11 protein-coding genes and 4 pseudogenes are annotated in these 18,778 nt (G+C 56.9%); 10 read left to right on the top strand and 5 right to left on the bottom strand.

Going from position 1 to position 18,778, the window contains the following annotated elements; genetic code table 11:
• Nucleotides 1-215: 215 nt before the first annotated feature.
• Together NKI54_RS30565 and NKI54_RS30570 are read left to right on the top strand one after the other, a co-directional pair.
• A complete protein-coding gene (locus NKI54_RS30565) occupies nucleotides 216-1,040 on the top strand; it encodes a sugar phosphate isomerase/epimerase family protein (protein WP_352693368.1) in 825 nt (274 codons plus the stop codon).
• A gap of 360 nt (nucleotides 1,041-1,400) precedes the next feature.
• Nucleotides 1,401-2,282 (top strand): annotated as a pseudogene (locus NKI54_RS30570) (IS110 family RNA-guided transposase); the annotation flags it as partial.
• Between the two features lie 10 nt (nucleotides 2,283-2,292).
• Here NKI54_RS30570 and NKI54_RS36585 read toward each other — a convergent pair.
• Together NKI54_RS36585 and NKI54_RS30585 are read right to left on the bottom strand one after the other, a co-directional pair.
• Nucleotides 2,293-3,408 (bottom strand): annotated as a pseudogene (locus tag NKI54_RS36585) (IS3 family transposase).
• Between the two features lie 151 nt (nucleotides 3,409-3,559).
• A complete protein-coding gene (locus NKI54_RS30585; RefSeq protein WP_352693370.1) occupies nucleotides 3,560-4,804 on the bottom strand; it encodes a DegT/DnrJ/EryC1/StrS family aminotransferase in 1,245 nt (414 codons plus the stop codon).
• 1,304 nt (nucleotides 4,805-6,108) lie between these two features.
• Here NKI54_RS30585 and NKI54_RS30590 point away from each other — a divergent pair.
• The 7 genes and pseudogenes from NKI54_RS30590 to NKI54_RS30620 all read left to right on the top strand — a co-directional run bounded on the left by NKI54_RS30590 (nucleotide 6,109) and on the right by NKI54_RS30620 (nucleotide 15,639).
• A complete protein-coding gene (locus tag NKI54_RS30590) occupies nucleotides 6,109-7,506 on the top strand; it encodes an amidase family protein (protein WP_352693372.1) in 1,398 nt (465 codons plus the stop codon).
• Between the two features lie 213 nt (nucleotides 7,507-7,719).
• Nucleotides 7,720-8,325: an acyltransferase gene (locus NKI54_RS30595; protein ID WP_352693374.1), complete on the top strand. Its 606-nt coding sequence runs from the start codon at nucleotides 7,720-7,722 to the stop codon at nucleotides 8,323-8,325.
• A 421-nt stretch (nucleotides 8,326-8,746) separates the two neighbouring features.
• Entirely contained in the window at nucleotides 8,747-9,445 is a 699-nt protein-coding gene (locus NKI54_RS30600; RefSeq protein WP_352693376.1) for a methyltransferase, read from the top strand.
• 1,117 nt (nucleotides 9,446-10,562) lie between these two features.
• A pseudogene (locus tag NKI54_RS36590) lies at nucleotides 10,563-10,764 on the top strand (transposase); the annotation flags it as partial.
• A 466-nt stretch (nucleotides 10,765-11,230) separates the two neighbouring features.
• On the top strand, nucleotides 11,231-12,847 hold the full coding sequence (locus tag NKI54_RS30610) for a GMC family oxidoreductase (RefSeq protein WP_352693380.1): 1,617 nt from the start codon (nucleotides 11,231-11,233) through the stop codon (nucleotides 12,845-12,847).
• 92 nt (nucleotides 12,848-12,939) lie between these two features.
• Nucleotides 12,940-13,944: an SDR family NAD(P)-dependent oxidoreductase gene (locus NKI54_RS30615; protein ID WP_352693382.1), complete on the top strand. Its 1,005-nt coding sequence runs from the start codon at nucleotides 12,940-12,942 to the stop codon at nucleotides 13,942-13,944.
• Between the two features lie 81 nt (nucleotides 13,945-14,025).
• Nucleotides 14,026-15,639: a GMC family oxidoreductase gene (locus tag NKI54_RS30620; RefSeq protein ID WP_352693384.1), complete on the top strand. Its 1,614-nt coding sequence runs from the start codon at nucleotides 14,026-14,028 to the stop codon at nucleotides 15,637-15,639.
• Between the two features lie 234 nt (nucleotides 15,640-15,873).
• On the opposite strand, the gene NKI54_RS30625 is transcribed toward NKI54_RS30620, so the two are convergent.
• From NKI54_RS30625 to NKI54_RS30635, 3 genes are read right to left on the bottom strand one after another with little or no spacing between them, the layout of a single operon-like run.
• Nucleotides 15,874-17,007 (bottom strand): NAD(P)/FAD-dependent oxidoreductase, encoded by a 1,134-nt coding sequence (locus NKI54_RS30625; RefSeq protein WP_352693386.1) that lies wholly within the window; start codon nucleotides 17,005-17,007, stop codon nucleotides 15,874-15,876.
• Between the two features lie 54 nt (nucleotides 17,008-17,061).
• Nucleotides 17,062-17,295: an FAD-dependent oxidoreductase gene (locus tag NKI54_RS30630; protein WP_352693388.1), complete on the bottom strand. Its 234-nt coding sequence runs from the start codon at nucleotides 17,293-17,295 to the stop codon at nucleotides 17,062-17,064.
• Nucleotides 17,296-17,341: 46 nt separating this feature from the next.
• Nucleotides 17,342-18,133, bottom strand: coding sequence for an IclR family transcriptional regulator (locus NKI54_RS30635; protein ID WP_352693390.1), 792 nt, complete (start codon nucleotides 18,131-18,133; stop codon nucleotides 17,342-17,344).
• A gap of 152 nt (nucleotides 18,134-18,285) precedes the next feature.
• On the opposite strand from NKI54_RS30635, the pseudogene NKI54_RS30640 reads away from it, so the two are divergent.
• Nucleotides 18,286-18,681, top strand: a pseudogene (locus NKI54_RS30640) (transposase); the annotation flags it as partial.
• Between the last annotated feature and the right edge of the window lie 97 nt (nucleotides 18,682-18,778).

An 18,778-nucleotide genomic window follows, 5' to 3' on the forward strand; every position in this document is an offset into this window, starting at 1 on the left:
CGTTGACGGCCCTTCTTTGAAGTGATGACGGCCTCCCGCTTGACCTCGCGACCAATCTCATCCCGCTGGTGCGCAGGCCGACTGCATCCACCAACAGAAGCCTTGAGGGCGCATCCTGTCGCGTGTCGGTAGACGAAGAGGGATGTTATCGAGAGACAGGCCTTCAGGCGCCTCTTGGAACCATGACGACAAGACAACAGGAGAGCGACTAAGCGATGCTTGACCCAGAACGAGTAGCTATCAATCAGGCGACCACGCGCACTCAGTGGGATTTTCGGGAATCTGTTGAGGGCTATGCCCGCCACGGCGTGCGGGGAGTTGGGGTCTGGCGCGATGCCATCGAGAACTATGGGATGGGCGAGGCCAAGCGCTTGCTCGCCGACAACGGCATGGCGGTGACGGGCTTGAATCGTGCGGGCCCTCTCGTCGGACTTGACGAGGCCGCCCGACGGGCAGCACTCGACGATGCCAGACGCGCCATTGATCAGGCGGCCGAACTTTCGGCTGCGTGCCTGCCGGTGCTTCCCGGCAGCCTGCCGCCAAAATCTAAGGACTTGAATGCAGTTAGGATGCAGTACAGAGAGGCTCTGGCCGAACTTCTCCCTCCGGCCCGCGAGGCTGGCGTTACCTTGGCGCTTGAACCCCTCCACCCAATGTTGGCCGCAGACCGGTCATGCATGAACACGATGGCCGATGCCAACGATCTCTGCGATGCACTCGGGCCGGGCGTCGGGATCATCGTCGACGTTCATCACGTTTGGTGGGATAGCCGACTTGAGGCGGAGATCAAGCGGGCCGGAAAGGACCGGCTGGTGGGGTTTCACGTAAGCGACTGGTTGGTTCCGACCCGCGACCTCGTCTTCGATCGCGGCATGATGGGCGACGGCATCATCGATCTGCCTCAAATTCGACGCTGGGCGGAGGACGCCGGCTACGAAGGTCCCGTCGAAGTCGAAATCTTCTCGCAGCTAGACTGGTGGACAAGGGACCCCGACGCGGTAGTGGAAGTCTGCCTTGAACGCTGTCGATCCGTCGTGTGACCAATGAGGAACAGGGAGCACCGGCCGTGGGAAGGAGGCGTGGTTAGGAATGCGGGTCTCTCTAAGGACGGACAGAGTTTGCTATTAGGTTGGTACATGTCCGGCGTTGTGAAGTAGTATGCGCATTCTTGAGGACTGATGACGTTGCCCCCAAGTTTTATCCAATCCTGAGTTCGCTCCGGCGATCAATGTTGCCCTGTTGGGCGGTTTGAGCGACGGGCACAGGCGCGGTGCTGATCATGGCGCGCAGCGTTGTGTCCCGTCGCGGGGTGAAGGTGTGGGCGAACTCGAAGGGGGTCTTATAGCGCGTCGATCTGGGAGAGACGAATCTCATCCTGATCGCCGCGCTATAGGGTTCCGGATCCGGGGACCCTTGCGCTCCGAAGACAGGTCACCAGGCGGACACAGCTGGTTCGCCAGCGTTCGCGGCTGAAGAACCTGATTCAGTCAATCCTCCACGCCCACCTGATCCCGCCGTGTCCACATGGGAACCTCGTCGGGATCAGCGGGCGCAAATGGCTGATGAGGCAAATATTGCCTGCGGATGAGCGCGCCGCCATCGAGCGCCACCTCGGCTTGATTAACCAGATCAACGAGGCGTTGACGGTGGTCGAGGCGGATATCGCCGTGCATGCCCTCCAGGATCCGACAATCCGCCGCCTGATGACGTTGCCCGGCCTCGACGTCACCGTGGCTGCGAGCGTTGCCGCAGCAATCGGCGACATACGGCGCTTCAGCGATCCACAGAAGCTCGTCGCCTATCTTGGCCTCAATCCGAGCGTGCGGCAGTCCGGTGAGGGGCCAGCCTATCACGGGCGCATCACGAAGCAGGGCCGCGGCCATGCGCGGGGAATGCTGGTTGAGGCGGCATGGGCGGCTGTGCGATCGCCAGGACCTCTACGCGCCTTCTCCAAGCGAATCGCCTCGCGTCGGGGGAAGCACATCGCGGCCGTCGCCACTGCACGCAAGCTTGCAATGATCATCTGGCACATGCTGAGCAAAGATACCGACTACATCTGGGCCCGGCCGGCCTTGCTCGCCCGCAAGTTCAGATCGGTCGAGCTGCGTGCCGGCCTTCCGACCAGCCATGCCAGACGCGGCACCGCCTTCGACTACAACATCCCGGCCAAGCGCGCCGAAGAACGATCCCGAGTCGAGAAGGCGGAAGCTGCCTATGCAGCAGCGACTTCCCCATGGCGAACGAGGCCGGAAAGAAAGGCTGTGGAAAAAGCCGCCGAATGAGAAGAAGGGGCTATTCTACAACATCCGTCTGCATCGGCTTGCCGGGCGCGATGTAATGCCAGTCGACGCCGCTTGCATCGGCCCAGGCAAGGATCGCATTGCTGGTCAGTTCGCTGCAACGTTGTCACTGACCACCATCTTCGGCTTGCCGCGTTCGATCATGAGCCGATCGAGTTCGCGGGCAACCTCACGCCGGACAGAGACGTATCCGCGACCAACCCCAGGCACTCGCGCGTGCAGTCGTCGACGACGGGCAATATCCGGAAGCGACGGCCATCGGTCAGCTGATCCGACACGAAGTCCAGTGACCAACGGTCGTTGGGCGCAACGGGGACCATCATCGGTGCTCGCGTTCCAATGGCTCGCTTGCGGCCGCCACGGCGCCGAACGGCAAGCTTCTCCTCGCGATAGAGCCGGAATAGACGCTTGTGATTGACCACATAACCTTCCCGCCGCAGCAGCACGTGCAGGCGGCGATAGCCGAAGCGCCGGCGCTCATGCGCGATCGCCTTCATCCGCTCCCGCAGGTCACCATCGTCGCCACGGCTCGCCTTGTGGCGAACCGTCATCCGGCAGCAGCCGATGGTCTTGCACGCCGAACGCAGGGATCCTGCATTCGCCTGACGCCTCCGGCACGATTGCAAGGCTCGGGAATAGTGATGACGAAACAGTGGATCAGCATGCCGTAAGCCCTGTGCAAAAAAGCGGGCTTCGTGCCCGAACCATTTATTGGGAACGGTGTGCGCGGATCTCATCATGGCCTGGCTGCAACAGCAGTCCACTCGCGAGAGGCCGGATACATTTATGCAACTGGAATCGTCATTTGAGATGTCGCGAACCCTTGCACGGACGGGGCGGACCATACATTTTTTCCGAGAAGATCTTTCAAAGCGGCATTGTCGAGCATGGCGTCCGCCAGGAGCCGCTTCAGACGAGCGTTCTCATCTTCCAGCGTCTTCAGCCGCTTCGGTTCCGACACGTCCATGCCGCCATACTTCGCCTTCCATTTGTAGATGCTGGCGTCGCTGACCCCGTGCTTGCGGCACAGATCGACCACCGAAACTCCGGCCTCGTGCTCCTTCAAAATCCCGATGATCTGCTCTTCACTGAAACGGCTGCGCTTCATTCTCTGGTCCTCGCGTTGGGCCAGAGCGAACTTCAAACCGGATTAAGCCAAAGGGGCAACGTCACTGATGGTGCTGACGGTATTGCGGAGGGCCTCCAGTGTTCGTACGGCTTCCTTGCGCAGTGGATTCCGAGCCGTGCAACTACGCCAATCAATTCAAAGCCTTGAGTTGATCAGCATTGGCTGAGACCTTAGCTAGAATGTCAGCGATCCGATGAATAACTGCTTCGTCCGACCCAAGCCATTGGTGCGAGAGTTGGGCCGCTCGTTCTGCTGCGATCGTTTCGGTGATGTTGCACTTACCATCCATGATTCGATAGTCGCTCGATGGGAGGTTGAATAGGGTATGTTTGTAAACAGCCCCATAGGTTCGCTCCATAGGCAGACCTTCAGCATTCACTGCTTGGATGATTCTATCGATCGGAATGCATGCTAGTGGCTCCTCATCGAAGACGGCAATCCACTTATAAAAGCTTTGTGGATTTGCGCGGCTGCCGCGGGCCTGGGCGCGTATTCCGGGTACATTGGCAAGCCGCTGATCGAGCACGTGCGCGTGAGCATTGTAGCGTACTATTATTTCAGGAATAGCTTTTAGTTGCCGGCGTAGGATGAGAGCTTGGAACTCAGTTACTCGAAAGTTATAGCAGATAAGATCCGGGTCAGGCTTTCGGGTAAACTTGCCCATGCCCTCACCAGGCCTGCAACCGATGTGCTTTAGGCGATAAAGCCGCTCAGCGATATTCGCGTCATTGGTGATGCAAGCCCCACCTTCGCCGCTGGTCATGAGTTTTTGATGCTGGAAGCTGAACGAACCGATATGGCCAATGCTTCCGGCCGGCTGCTCTGCCCACTTGCCACCATGAGCTTGGGCACAGTCTTCGACGATGAATAATTCGTGCCGGTTCGCGATCGCCATCAGCGCATCCATATCAACCATCGAGCCATAGAGATGCACGGGAATGATGGCTCGTGTACGGGACGTAATCGCCGCCTCTACCGCGCTCGGATTAACACAAAGGGTCGTGGGCTCAACGTCGACGAATACGATCTTGGCTCCCACATATCTTGCGGCCATGGCGGTCGCGAGCCAAGTGTAAGCAGGCACTATCACTTCGTCGCCTGGACCAATACCGAGGACGGCGAGGGCGCATTGAAGAGTAACGGTGCCGTTGATCATCATCACACCGTACTTGGCTCCGTGCGCTGCAGCAAACTCGTTGGCAAATGCCGTTTCGTTGCCTCCGAGGTCGGCTGACCAATTTCCGCTCAGATACAGGTCCGCGAGTTCCATAGCAGTCTGTTCGTCTCGCGGCGGCCAAATTGGCCTCACGAGGTCTTCCCCAAGCACGGGGCCGCCAAGAATGGCAAGTGGTGAATTCAGGAAGTCATTCAGCATCGATCTGCTCACAGTTGTTCTGATTTAATAAAGAAATGTCTCGGCAATTCTCCCATTATTTCCCGTTTCCTGAGACAAAATACCATGCAACTCATCTCCTGATTGGGGGAGATCGTATCTACTATGTCTCTCGCTAGCATATCTGTTGTAATGTATCTTTTATACTTATTCCAATATATACCTGGACGCTGCCACATTTTATCGGCGTCGATTTCAGTATGTTTACTGAATTATCGCGGCAACGTAATTCGTGTATATACCATATAAATTGAGCTGACCGACGTCAACAGTTGAGCGTGAGGCTTTCATTACAGAATTGCAAAACCTTTATAATATATGCTCGTTCGGAGATCATGTGAATTTCAGGCCGCGTTCTCGCGCGCAACTCAGGTCTTTCTGCGCTGGCCTGCACCGTGCGTGGCTAGATGGGTAACGGGCCTCTGCGCCGCGGCCAGACTTTCGGTCGAGGCGGTCGTCCCTCACAATGATGGTGTGAACGGCGTCATGGCCGAGGCCCAGCGCCAAACATCAAGGAGAGACGACCGGGGCGCCCGATCCGGGATGGCCATCCCGGATCGGGCATCTCTCACTGGGCCAAACCGCCTGGAAAGTCATAAGACAAGACAACCCCATCAGGTCATCTGCGCCCGCCTCGTCTCAACCGCAATGTGCATTGAAAGCTACAAGGACTTGTGATGTATTTATTAACTTTCCGAAATATCGCGCCAGGCCAGCCATTTCACGGTTCCGCTCCTATCTATGCCAAGCGTGATGAAATATACTCGAAAATATATTCAACGCGTTACTTGATTTTTTTTTATAATCGTTCAACCTCGGTTTGTCAGGAGGCATGGCGTGAACAAGGTGGTTTTTACCTTCGATGCCTTTTGCGAACCGTTCGCAACGTCTATTGTGCTCGGAGGGTAAGAATGTGACCGACCTTGATTAGATCAGGACGAAGCTCAAACGCAGGCAACAGGACACTTTTTTGCTGTATATGCATGAATTTAGGCTGGAATTGACTGTAAACGAGAGTGCGCTCTCACCGCTCACGATTGGGCGAAACCGTGCTCGCTGCGACGGCAATGTCGCGTAGATTTTATAATGACAACATGATCGATCGACTGTTTCTGGTCTAACCCCGCTTGGGGTACGCCAACCAGGAGTTTCGTGACGACGCAGCACAGACCTGCTTGCTTTCAATGCTGTGGCACCTCGCGTCAACCAGGAGCGGCGAACTACTCTCCAGCTTCCCGCCGCGATCGCCGTCGAGCGATCAATACGCACAGCGAGAGGAAGGATATATGGACTCTGAGACCATCGGGTTTATACCGGCCGTCGAGCTGGCCGAGCTGATCCTCACCAAAGAGATTTCGCCGGTCGAGTACATGCACGTCCTGCTGGCTCGCATCGCCGAGCTGGAGCCCAAGGTAAATGCGTTCGCCTACTTTGCCGCAGATCGCGCGATGGATGATGCGAAAAAGGCGGAAGCCGCACTGATGAGTGGTGCGCGAATCGGACGGTTGCACGGCGTGCCCGCCACGATCAAAGATCACTCGATCACAAAGGACATGCCGACACAGCACGGCAGTAAGATCGTCACCGGCGATCAGCCCATCGAAGATGCGCCGATCGTGTCGCGCCTGCGGGACGAGGGCGCGATCATCATCGGCAAAACCACCGTGTCGGAGTTCGGCTGGACCGGCGTCTCGCGCAGCCCACTCACCGGCATCACCAGCAACCCGTGGAAGCTTGGCTACAACGCCGGCGCGTCCTCGGCCGGCGCGGGCGCCGCCGCAGCGGCAGGCTATGGGCCGCTGCACCAAGGCAGTGACGGCGCGGGATCGATCCGCATGCCCGCACATTTCAGCGGTGTATTCGGACTGAAGCCCAGCTTCGGGCGCGTGCCGGTCTCCGGAAGTGACATGACGACCCACTACGGCCCGATGACACGCACCGTCGCCGATAGCGCACTAATGCTCGAGGTCATGGCCGGTCCGCATTTCCTCGACCATACGTCACTCGAGGTGGGGCCCGCCAACTATCTCGCCCGGCTGCGCGAGGGCGTGAAGGGCAGGCGCATCGCCTACAGCCCGGATCTAGGTGTCTCCCGCGTCGATCCGGAAGTTGCGGAGCTGGTGAAGGCCGCCGTAGCACGCTTTACGGAACTCGGCGCAATCGTCGAGGAAGTACCCACCCCATGGGCGAAGGACGGACCGGAACTGATCCGGTTCTTCTGGTCCGCGCACCTGACCGACCTCGCTCAGTACCTTCCGAAATGGGAGGCGGAGATGGATCCTGGGCTCGTCGCCTGCATCAAGCATTCAGAGAACGTCTCCTTCGCGCGCTATCAAGAAATGAGCAAGCGGAAGATGGTCTACATTGAGAATATCCATCGCTGGTTCCGGGATTGGGATTTCCTACTGACACCGTCCGCTTCAGTCGCCGCTTTCCCAGCCGAGAAGCTGATGCCCGATCATTGGCCAACGCATGCTTGGGACTGGATCATGTGGGCGGAATTCTCCTACCCATTCAACATGTCCTGGAACCCGGCCGCAAGCGTACCATGCGGCTTTACTCCGGTGGGGCTGCCGGTCGGACTGCAGATTGTTGGCAAACGCTTCGACGATCTAGGCGTCCTGCAGGCCTCAGCGACATTCGAACAGCTGCAGCCATGGGCGAACAAGCGCCCGCGGCTCTGACTAGACCCATTTAGTAGTAACCGTAATAGTAACAGGAAAGAGATTAGAAACGAGGAACTCATGAAAGAACCTGACCGCCGGCCCGTAACGCAAACTCTTTGTGAGAGGACATTTATCATCTTAACCTATGAGAACTCGAAGTCATGATATAATCATAACATCTTATACACATTTCGATTTTGAGAACAATACTGAAGAGATGGGTAGCAAACAATGAGCAGAGGTATCACACGTTCCAAGCGCAATTTGGCGCTGAACTCTTCATACCTGTCAGAAAATGAATTACTTGATGTTGGCTTTCTGGAGATGGGAAAGAACGTGATGATCGCAAAAACATGCATAATTACTGGAGAAGGGAACATACGCATCGGTAATGATGTCAGAATTGACGAAAACGTTGTCATTAGCTGCCCGATTGGATCAATTACCATCGGAAATCACGTCCATATTGCATCTGGGTGCTACTTGAGCGGATCTGGAACAATCAAGCTCGATGATTTTTCCGGGCTTGCCCCCGGTGCTCGCATATTTTCAGCCACGGACGATTACACCGGGGAATATCTAACGAACCGAACTGTTCCACAAGAATTCCTTAATGTCACATTTGCGCCAGTGCATTTGGGAAAGCACGTTATCATTGGATCAGGGACTGTCGTTCTTCCCGGATGCAATGTCGGAGAAGGATCATCCGTCGGGGCGTTGTCATTAGTAACAAAGGCGCTGGATAGCTGGGGTGTATTCTGTGGTATTCCAGCAAAGCGCTTGAAGGCCAGATCGAGAAAACTCCTGAAGCTTGAACGACAGCTATTGTCCGTGTAAGCGAAGTGATTCATAGCGCGCCGCCAGCCTCGCTCGAGCTCCACGATACGCCGAATGAATACTTTCCTGTCATACCACTGCTCGGAATCTTCAAAGCACTCGATTCATCAACGTGCTTTCTAGTTGTCCTCCGCGATCGCCGCAAGGCGACTGCTGACGCAATGAAATTATGAATATCTCCACAGATATATTTTGCAAGAAGTTGGATGTTATCGATACCATCCAAATCCCGTAAATTGAGGCGGAATATATCCGAAAATATATCCAATATTAGCGCTTGATTTTGAAGATGAATTCATTCACGCTATTTCACAAAGGAGTTGTTACATGAACGATGTGGTTACTTGGTTTCCGAAGTATACCAAGACGGTTGGGAACCGTTCCCGGCGTCCAGTGTGCCTAATTCGAGGAGGGCAGTAATATGGATGACCTTGAGTGGATCAGGATGAGGCTAAAACTCAGCCAACAGCACAATTTTCCGCTGTACATGCAGGAATTTGGACTGGAATTGACTGTAAAAGAAGGTGTGTTTCCACCACAAGATTTCCAGAGTTGGCGTTGGCTTACCGAGAATTTTCCTCCTGTTGCCGGGAAAAGCATCCTGGAGATTGGCTGCGGTTTTGGTCTTCCAGGACTGTATCTCGCAAAACAGGGCGCGTTGTCATTGCTTGCTTGCGATATCAATCCTAAGGCCGTCGCGAACACGTTAGAAAATGCTGCTAGAAACGGTATTCAGAACGTCGAGGTAATCGAAAGCGACATTTTTAGCAATATTCCGCCCTACCGAAAATTTGATTTAATATTTTGGAACTATCCGTCGACCTTTGTGCCGGACGATTACGAGTATAGGGACGACCTCGAACAAGGATGCATCGATCCGGGTTATAAATTGCTCCGCCGCTTTCTATCGGAAGGCGCAGATTTCCTCACAGAGTCGGGCAGCATTCTCCTAGGCCTCCACAGTGATGCGCGGGACGATGTCCTCGCGGAAATCATCCTCGCAAACGATCTCTCCTCCGTACTTCTCGGGTCCGGCACCTACCCTCACGTGAACCTGATCTACAGGATGTTCTCCATACGCAAAAGGGGCCTAACGGGCTTCTCTGATTGGGGTCGTTGAGGTCAAGCTCCGCCTGCTATTTTTCCGGACCATGTCACCCCGCGGTCACTCGCTTCTCTTGGTGATCGACGTTAGACCGCCACATATGGGGTCAGTAGAGCGAGGCGTCTCAATCTGTTGAATGACCTTGGGGGAGTTCGGCCCAGGATCGTGCCTGCTAACGAGATCACCTTGCCGATCGTCCCCACGGGAGCGAACCGGGTGACAGCGAGCTTGCGGGCAACAGCAAGGATCGGGCCATACCGCGCCGTTTGGCGACGTTCATGCTCCGCGCTCTGAGCGCTCGACCATTTCTTGCTGAGCGGCTCGGAAGAATCTCAAAAATGGGTAATCCGGTGCTGCGCTCGTTGTCGTCCTTGGCGCCACATCCGTGTTGCGGCGGACGAAAGACAACCCCGATGCACCCAGATGGCTGGCCGCCGCCCGTTCAAGGTTGTCGCCGCTGGCCAACAAGCTGGCGCGTATTATCTGGGCTCTGCTCGTAAAGGGAGGGGCTATCAAAACAGGGTTGCGGCAGGCGCCTAACGCAAGACCGGCTTAACCCAGGAAACTGGCCGGCGGTACGCCGGGCAGCGGCGAGGTGGTGAAATCTTGAACGCCGACTGCAACGAAGGAGGATGTCATGCAGGTCGTTCGAATAGGTCTGGATTTTGCGAGATATGTCCTCGAGATTCATGGCGTCGACAGCCAAGCCGTCGTGTGAAAAAAAGCTTCGTCGCGATGCAGTAGCCCGCCTCTTCCGCCAATCTGCCGCGATGTCTGGTCGGCATGGAGGCCTCGATCGGACCGCATTATTGGGCAAGGGTGCTTTCCTGATTCCTGATCAGCTTGCAATCCAGGCCGTTCATCGCATTCGTCGGCGCTGGTCGCCGACCGGGTCAGACTCGTCAATCAGATTCGTGGCCTCCTTTCCGAGCATGGGATTGTCATTGCTCGTGACATCTCGCAGCTGCGACGCAGCCTTGCCGTCATCGTCGGAAACGACGATGACGGCCTCAGCGACATGGTCCGTTCGCTCACGAGGGAGTTGCGGGCGGAAATAGCCGAACTCGACAATCGCATTGGAACCTATGACCGGCGGATACGAGAGATCTTCCGCACAAGCGAGCAGTGCCAGCGGCTTGGAAAGATCGAAGGCATCACCCCCGTAACGGCAACCGCCTTGATCGCTGCTGTCGGCAATAGAACCCCTGCTTCAAAAACGGCCGTCAGTTCGCGGCCTGGTGCCGAAACAACGATCCAGCGGAGGGCGAGCCCGCCTGTTCGGTATCAGCAAACGTCGCTATCTGGGCACATTGATGATCCATGGCGCTCGCGCTGCGTTCGGCAAAGGCGGCATCCCAATGTCGCGGCTGGCCGCTCGCCAACAAGAATGCGAGGATCGTGTGGGCCATGCTCTCGGGCAGTACATTCTATGAGTCTGCACCGTCTGTGAAAGGAGCTTGAGGCGAAGCGGCAAACGAAGAAATAACAGAAGGAGGTCTCACCGGCAACTGCAGCAAAATGGTAGGTAAATGGTAGGAGAGGGTGAAACGGTCATTCTTCCCGAACCTGGTGTGTGGACCGGCTTGGGGGCCGATGAGGTGGAAGCACGCGAAAATCCATCGGCGCTCGCGGCGAAGACGTTATCCAGCCGCATCAGGAAGCCGGATATACGTCAGCAGTCATGACCAACGATCCTGATCCAGCCGACCTGTTGCAATCTGTTGGGTTAAAAAAACGCTGTTCCCTCTGGAATAACGTTGCTAAGGTGTGGTAGACGATCGCATCTGAGCGGGAAAAGAGATGCAAAATAGCACTTGGGACATCGAGACTGACTACTGCGTAATTGGGGCGGGTTCGGCGGGGTGTGTGGTAGCGAGTCGGCTTTCCGAAAATGGCGGGTCGAAAGTGCTCCTGCTGGAGGCCGGCCCGCGGGACTGGCACCCCTTTATCCACATCCCAGCCGGCTACTTTTACCTATTGAAGGATAGCCGATTCAATTGGATGTACAATTCAGAGCCTGCTGCCAACACCGCCAACAGAATATTGACCCTACCCGCAGGACGGGGATTAGGAGGTAGCAGTTCGATCAACGGGATCCTGTTCGTTCGTGGACAGGCTGCCGAATACGATCGCTGGGCCCATGACCTAGGTTGTGAGGGCTGGGATTTCTCCAGTTTGCTTCCTTACTTCCGGAAGGCGGAGACCTTTGCCGGGGATGCTGCGCAGCACCGCGGCAGCTACGGTCCAGTCTCAGTGTCTTCGTTCCGGACCATACACCCGCTCGCCGTGAACTTCGTTCGAGCGGCCGCTCAGGCGGGATACGGCGAGGTCGCCGATATGAACGCACCCGACCGAGAGGGCGCCAGTCTGTTCCAGCAGAATCGGAACGGCCGATTCAGGGCGAGTACAGCGTCAGCGTACCTGCGTCCAGCCATGAAGAAAAACAAAAATCTGCGAGTAGAAACCGAAGCCGTTGGCTCCCGCATACTGTTGGACGGGAAGCGAGTCGCGGGTGTCGAGTTCGTCCGGCACGGCAAGCTCACCCGCGTAAGGGTAAACCGGGAGCTTATCCTTTCTTGCGGCGCTCTGCGGTCGCCCCAGCTTCTTCAACTTAGCGGCATCGGGGATCCGTCGCACTTGAAAGAGATCGGAGTTTCGGTGACGCATGCCTCACCTAACGTTGGCAAGAATTTGCGTGACCAGTTCAACGTGAGGAGCTCGCATCGGACCAAAGGCGTTCTCACGATAAACGAAATGAACAACGTTGGCGCAATTGCACTGGAAACTCTGAAGTACCTGCTCGCAAACAAAGGTCTCTTGACCCTTGGGGCAAGTATGGCTGCTCTATACTTGAGAAGTTCATCCTCGGCCAAGTTCGCAGACTTGCAACTGATGTTTGCACCCGTCAGCTTTTCGGCGACTGTTCCAGGAGCTCTCGAAGCCGCCGGTGGAATGACGATCGGTACTTGCCTATGTTGTCCAGATAGCACCGGAAGCGTTCTGGCCCGGTCCTCCAGTCCTGAGGACGCTCCCGCCGTCAACCCCAAACATCTAAGCGATGAACGGGATTGGCCGAGGCTCCTGGTAGGGCTACGGGCCACGCGAAAAGTCTTTGACATGCACGCCCTGAAGCAATGGAGCGCGGTAGAGACGAACCCTGGGAAGAATGTGAATACCGATGCTGAACTTCTCGACTACGCGAGAAACAACGGCTCGTCCAACGCCGTGTACACAAGCACCTGCCAAATGGGGCCCCGCGAATCCGACGTCGTAGACACGCTACTTCGGGTGCGCGGGATTTCCAAGCTCAGGGTCGTCGACAATTCGGTCCTTCCAAGCCCGGTCTCAGGGGGGATGAACGCGACCGCCATTGCGGTTGGCGAAAGGGCGGCCGACCTCATCTTACGAGCTCAGTAGATGGAGAAGGCGATTCTGCAGACAATGCCATATCAACGTGGCGTTGCTCATGATGCCGCAATGTGGCGAGATGATTCAGAAAGAGATTGCAAGTGAATTTGACTAACGCATCAGTCGCCGTGATTGGCGGCGCAGGTCTCATCGGTTCGCACACAGTCGACCTCCTCAGGAACGAGGACGTCAAGAAAATTATCGTTTACGATGATCTTGCAAGCGGCAAAATGGAATTTCTCATCCAAGCGCTTAATGACGAACGAGTCAAATTCGTCAATGGCGATGTGGGGCGCCGGGATCATCTTGATGCTATAATCGAGGGAGCGGATGCTGTCATACATCTAGCGGCATACCTTCTTTTGAAATGCCGAGCCGAGCCGTTCGCGGGATTCGATCTTAACGTTAAGGGTACTTTGAATGTGATGCAGAGTTGCATCGACCATAGGGTTGGTCGGCTCGTCTACGCCTCTTCTACGTCCGTTTACGGTGATGCTGTTGAAGAGCCGATGACAGAAGAGCACCCCTTCAACAACAAGAACATGTATGGTGCGACCAAGATCGCATCAGAGGCGCTGCTGCACGCTTATCACCACGAGTACGGGCTCCAGTACGTTGCGATGCGATATACTAACGTGTACGGCCCCAGGCAAGGCTACGCCGGTGTCTACATGGCAGTAGTCACGAGAATGTTCGATGCGGCTGAGCGTGGCGAGTCACCAGTCATTTTTGGTGACGGCAACGAAGCTTACGATCTGATTTTCGTTGAGGATGCTGCAAGGGCGAATATCTGTGCCTTGAAGGCGGAATCGACCGATCGAGGCTATAATATCGGTACGGGTGTGAAGACATCCCTCAGCGAAGTCGCGGAGATGATACGCGAGTTGACAGGCTGCAAGGCGCCGGTTGTCTACAAGCCGCGGCAACATTCCGCGACGCTCGTGCGGAACCGGGTTGCATCGACCAAACGTGCGAGCGACGAGATTGGTTTTCGATCGACGGTCGCGCTCAGAGATGGGTTGGAAAGGCTTAGACAATGGAGGGCAGCCAATCCATGGGCTATCGAGCGGACTGCGACGTCCCGCTTAGCGAACCGGGTCGATTAAATGATGCGACGAACGGGCCAGTTAGCAGTAGAGGGCGCGACGGCCGCGAAGCTCGTTGGTGCCGCATAGAGGACTTCTGAAATGCCGGGGGCTCGTTGGGATCTCGAAACCGATTACTGTATTGTCGGAGCCGGTTCGGCCGGCTGCGTGCTGGCTGCGCGGCTTTCAGAAGACAAATCTTCAAAGGTACTTTTGCTAGAGGCGGGTTCGCGCGATTGGCATCCCTTTATCCACATCCCGGCAGGCTATTTCTATCTGCTTCGGAGCACCAGACATAACTGGATGTACAGGACAGAACCGGAACCGAACACCTTTGATCGCGACATCATCTTTCCGGCAGGGCGGGGAGTCGGGGGCACGAGTTCGATCAACGGTATCCTGTTCACGAGAGGACAGGCCGCAGAATATGACCGGTTCGCTAACGAGCTGGGTTGTAAAGGCTGGGACTATCAATCGCTGCTCCCCTATTTCAAGAAGGCAGAGACTTTCGAGGGTGAGGCCTCGGAATTTCGCGGCACCTCTGGGCCGATCAACGTCGCTCCGTTTCGCACCTTGCACCCGCTGACGCAGGCGTTTGTACAGGCAGCGGGCCAGGTAGGCTACGCCAGGGTCAAAGATATGAACGCTCCTATCCGTGACGGCGTTAGCTTGTTTCAACAGAACCGGAATGGCCGCTTCAGGGCGAGTGCAGCTTCTGCCTACCTTTGGCCGGCTCTAAGGACAAACTCGAACCTTGCGATGGAAACGAACGCCGTATGCACACGGATAGTGCTTTCCGGAAGCAAAGTGGAAGGGCTTGAGTTTCAGCGCGCGGGGAAATTGACCCGCGTTAGGGTTCGTCGCGAAGTGATCGTGTCTTGTGGGGCACTGAGGTCCCCACAGCTTTTACAGCTAAGCGGGATTGGCGATCCCAGCCATCTGGCGAAAATCGGGGTGGTAACAAATGTGAAATCGCCGTACGTGGGCAAAAATTTGCGCGACAAGTATATGGTCAGAGTCTCACACCGAACGAAAGGCCTCAAGACAATTAACGAATCAAATACCCTCGTGGGCCTGTCTCTCGAGGTACTTAAGTATGTATTTGCAAATGAGGGACTTATAACTCTCGGCGCAAGTATGGCTGCCATCTATCTTCGGAGTTCTTCGGAGGTCGGATTCCCGGATCTGCAACTCCAATTTGCTCCCGTCAGCTTTTCGGCCGCCGCCCCCGGAAGATTGGAAAGTGCTGGTGGCATGACGATCGGAGTGTGGCTTTCCTGTCCCCAGAGCTCGGGATCTGTGCTCGCTCGCTCCTCCAATCCGTTCGACGCACCAGCAATCAATCCGAACTACCTGGCTGTGGAGAGCGATTGGTCTCGCATGCTAGCCGGCGTCCGTGCTGCAAGGGAGGTCTTCGCGGCGAGAGCCCTCAGCCAGTGGAGCGTTGGCGAAATCGCACCGGGCCGAGATGCCGTGACCGACGATGATCTTTACGATTACGCAAGGGGCTTCGGGACTACATCGGGGCACTATGCAGGAACCTGCCACATGGGGTCCACGGACGTGAGCGTAACGGACACGGAGCTTCTCGTCCGTGGTGTTTCCGGATTGAGAGTGGTGGACAACTCCGTTGTTCCGGGCCCCGTATCCGGCGGCATGAACGCAACCGCGATCGCAGTCGCGGAACGCGCAGCGGACCTCATCCGAAAGTACTGATCTCGCTAAGCTGCCGCGCAGGCGATATCAGCACCCAGCTTGAGAAGGTCACATCTAGGTAGGCAATCCAAATAGCGCCTTAGCTTGGTCGCTTGGTCTGAGATAGAGCGCGCAATCGCGCAATCAGTATTCCAGAGGTTGCCGCCGACGGCCGCCGAGAGGTACCGTCAATCACGCGTATCGTGCACTCGACAGCTACACCGCAGTGCGGCCGGCATCGCCTGCTCGCACCGGTCAGGGCCCCATTTCTCGCAGTGTCGGCGCCAGGATTCGCGCGACATGTTCGGCGATCGCCAGGCTAGACGTCAGCCCGGGGCTTTCGATGCCAAACAGATTGACCAGGCCCCGGACGCCGTGGGTCGTTGCATCCTGGATGACGAAGTCGCTGTTGGCTTCGCCCGGGCCTGAGAGTTTTGGCCGAATGCCGCTATAGGCCGGCTGCAGGCTGCCGTCGGCGAGATCCGGCCAGTATTTGCGGATCGCCTCGTAGAAGCGCTCGCCGCGCGCCGGATCGACCCGATAGTCGAGCACGTCGGTCCATTCGACGTCAGGCCCGAATCGTGCGCTGCCGCCAAGATCTAGCGTCAGGTGGACACCGAGCCCTCCCGGTTCCGGAACCGGATAGATCAATCGCGAAAAAGGCGCCCGAACGCTCATCGAGAAATAGTTCCCCTTGGCATAGCGAAGCGTCGGCAGAAACTCGCGATCGAACCCGCCGAGAGAGCCGGCAAGGGCCACCGCGCCAAGGCCTGCAGCGTTGACGAGACGAGGCGTGGCGATTGCAAAGCGATCGCCATTTGCTGTGTCGACGGTCTCGAGCACGATGGGGCCGCTTTCGATCCGGCCGCTCTCTATGCGCGTGTTAAGGGAAAGCACAGCCCCCTGGTTCTCGGCATCGGCAAGCAGTGCCAGCATCAGCGCATGGCTGTCGATGATACCGGTGGAGGGCGAGAGCAGAGCGGCAGTGCAATGCAGTGCCGGCTCCAGAGCTTGCGCCTCGGCGTCGTCCAGCAAACGCAGGTCATCGACACCGCAAGCGGCAGCATTGGCGCGAATGGAAACAAGCATTGGTTCCTGGGCTTTGTCGTTCGCCACAATCAGCTTGCCGCAACGCCGATGCGGGATTGAACGTTCGGCGCAATAGCGATAGAGCATCTCGCGTCTGTCAACGCAGAGCCGTGCCTTGAGCGACCCTTGAGGATAATAGATGCCGGCGTGGATGACTTCCGAGTTGCGCGAGCTCGTCCCGGTGCCGATGGCGTCCGCCGCTTCAAGGATCAGCGTCTCGAGACCCTGCGCCGCCAAGCGGCGCGCGACCGCAAGACCGATGACGCCGGCGCCGGCAATTACGCAGTCGACCTGTTCCATGCTTCGTTCTTTCGGTCACGCCAGGCGCGCGCCACAGCCTTGTCCTGGAGTAGTCTACCAGCGTCCCAAGCGTACCGCGCGATAGCCACATTGCTCGAACGGAACATAGTGTCCCTTGCAAAACGAGTGGATGACGCCGCTGTTTCGACCGTCTAATGAAGTGCTAGCGCGTTCTCGTTTTCCAACAGGATGACAGACCTGCCTGAATGCCCGACGCATGAGCTCCCACGCGGTGGCAATGCCGATGATACCGCCGCCGACGATCGCGAGATGACGAGAATGGCGCACGTTATTGTCTCGCCGCGAAAGTTGTCACACATTCTGTCGGGAGGGACTAAAGGCCACGGCTGTTATTATGCTTTTCCCGCAACGGCCAGAGCTCCCCGAGCTTTTCGGCTGTTGACATTACGGAGCCTGCAATCGCCTCGTGGCGGTCTTGTGTCAACCGCGAGCTCGGACCAGCCACGCTGACCGTTCCAACCGTCTTTTCACCGGGTAACTTAATGGGGGCGGCAATCGCGACTACGCCCGGTTCTGCCTCCTCATTGGAAAGTGCCCACCCGCGATCCCGAGACAGCTTCAGTTCCTTGAGGAAATCCTCAACCGACACACTGGGAGGCTGGCTCTCCCGGCCATCACCACTGTCGCGCAATGCGATGCGAACGGCTTCCGTCGGAGCCAAAGTAGACAAGTACGCTCTGCCGTTAGCCGTGGTCGCAAGGCGAACTTTAGCAACCAGCTCGGGCTGGTATTTGAGACCGTTCAGCGCACCTTGTACCTGTGAAATCCAGGTAAGGGTCTCACCCTGAACTACCGCCATACGCACTAGCTCGGCGCTCTCCGACGCCAACTCTTCGAGTGCAGGTTGGCAGACGTCAGTCAGGGAAGTCGCGCTCAGAAATCGCTGACCGACGATTGCGAGTCGAAGCGTGAGCTTATAAAAGCCAGTGACCGAGTCCTGCTCGACCCAGCCCATGTCGCATAACAATGTAAGCATTCGGTGAGCCGCACTTTTTTGCAGGTCAAGCCGTTCAGCGATCTCTCCAAGCCGCATCGCCGATGCGTCGTTTGCCAGCAGCTCGATCACGGCGAAACACCGTTCGACAAGAGAGTTGACAACTCGCACAGGGAGCTCCGAAATATTATTCTATTAGGAACTTTATTCTACGGCACAGCTCTGCGGCGGTCAAGAGACAGGATTGCCGGTCGTAAGAGGCCGTTTTGAAAATCGGCTTGCTGGGGGTTCCGTCTGATGCTGGGTTATGATTCAAGCTGTGGATGTGGACAGAGCAGAGCCGTGGCCGGATGGCCCAGATCGCCAAGAAGACCAAGCGCTACCCGTCTGATTTGGCGGACGAGGAGTGGGGACAGTTTGCGCCGCTGATGCCGCAGCCTGGGCGGCGTGGGCGTCCGCGCGAGGTTGATTTTCGCGAGGTGATCAATGCGGTGCGCTACCTGGTGCGTTCGGGTTGCGGCTGGCGGATGCTGCCGATCCACTTTGGACCGTGGCAGACGGTCTATGGCTGGTTTCGAGAGCTGGCGCGGCGGTTTCTGTTCCAGCCCATCCAGGACGTGGCGCTGATGCTAGATCGCGAACGAGCCGGGCGCGAGGCCAGTCCCACGGCTGGCGTGATCGACAGCCAGTCGGTCAAGGCTCCGCAAGCTGAAACAAGGGTTACGACGTACCCACATGTCCGCTTGAAATAAATAGACTTCCTCCTTGGATCATCATGCCATCAGAAATGGAGGTCGGAGATGGCGAGCAGCTTAC

The organism is Mesorhizobium sp. M0663, from assembly GCF_040320585.1.
GTDB lineage: Bacteria > Pseudomonadota > Alphaproteobacteria > Rhizobiales > Rhizobiaceae > Mesorhizobium.

Bases quoted from the DNA above. Each gene is read 5' to 3' on its own strand.
- NKI54_RS30565 (WP_352693368.1), top strand. From the start codon at position 216: ATGCTTGACCCAGAACGAGTAGCTATCAATCAGGCGACCACGCGCACT.
- NKI54_RS30585 (WP_352693370.1), bottom strand. From the start codon at position 4,804: ATGCTGAATGACTTCCTGAATTCACCACTTGCCATTCTTGGCGGCCCC.
- NKI54_RS30590 (WP_352693372.1), top strand. From the start codon at position 6,109: ATGGACTCTGAGACCATCGGGTTTATACCGGCCGTCGAGCTGGCCGAG.
- NKI54_RS30595 (WP_352693374.1), top strand. From the start codon at position 7,720: ATGAGCAGAGGTATCACACGTTCCAAGCGCAATTTGGCGCTGAACTCT.
- NKI54_RS30600 (WP_352693376.1), top strand. From the start codon at position 8,747: ATGGATGACCTTGAGTGGATCAGGATGAGGCTAAAACTCAGCCAACAG.
- NKI54_RS30610 (WP_352693380.1), top strand. From the start codon at position 11,231: ATGCAAAATAGCACTTGGGACATCGAGACTGACTACTGCGTAATTGGG.
- NKI54_RS30620 (WP_352693384.1), top strand. From the start codon at position 14,026: ATGCCGGGGGCTCGTTGGGATCTCGAAACCGATTACTGTATTGTCGGA.
- NKI54_RS30625 (WP_352693386.1), bottom strand. From the start codon at position 17,007: ATGGAACAGGTCGACTGCGTAATTGCCGGCGCCGGCGTCATCGGTCTT.